The sequence below is a fragment of the Sporomusa malonica genome (assembly GCF_900176355.1).
GTDB lineage: Bacteria > Bacillota > Negativicutes > Sporomusales > Sporomusaceae > Sporomusa > Sporomusa malonica.
The window spans coordinates 1,645-2,202 of sequence record NZ_FWXI01000031.1; the positions used below are offsets into that span (position 1 = coordinate 1,645).

Below are 558 nucleotides of genomic sequence, written 5' to 3' on the forward strand. Positions count from 1 at the left end.
GTTTCGCCTGTGGCTCCGGTAGCTCCGGTTTCGCCTGTGGCTCCGGTAGCTCCGGTTTCGCCTGTGGCTCCGGCAGCTCCTACTTCACCTGTGGCCCCAGTAGCACCTGTTTCGCCTGTGGCTCCAGTGGCACCTGTCTCGCCTGTGACTCCTGCTTCTCCTGTTGCTCCGGTAGCTCCTGCCTCACCTGTCGCTCCAGTGGCTCCTACTTCGCCTGTGGCTCCTGTAGCTCCTGCCTCACCTGTCGCTCCAGTGGCTCCTACTTCGCCTGTTGCTCCTGTAGCTCCTGCTTCACCCGTGGCCCCAGTTGCTCCGGTTTCGCCTGTGGCTCCTGTAGCTCCTGCTTCACCCGTTGCCCCAGTTGCTCCTGTTTCACCTGTCGCTCCTGTGGCTCCAACTTCACCTGTGGCTCCGGTGGCTCCTACTTCGCCAGTGGCCCCAGTTGCTCCTGTTTCGCCTGTGGCTCCTGTTGCACCTGCTTCACCTGTTGCTCCAGTAGCTCCTACTTCACCTGTTGCTCCTGTAGCTCCTGCTTCACCCGTTGCCCCAGTAGCTCCG

At 62.0% G+C, this 558-nt stretch carries 1 protein-coding gene; it reads right to left on the bottom strand.

Annotated features, from left to right (window positions below; all coding sequences use genetic code 11):
* A partial coding sequence (locus B9A22_RS22750; protein ID WP_176215657.1) for a putative sodium/potassium/calcium exchanger occupies positions 1–558 on the bottom strand: 558 nt, incomplete at both ends.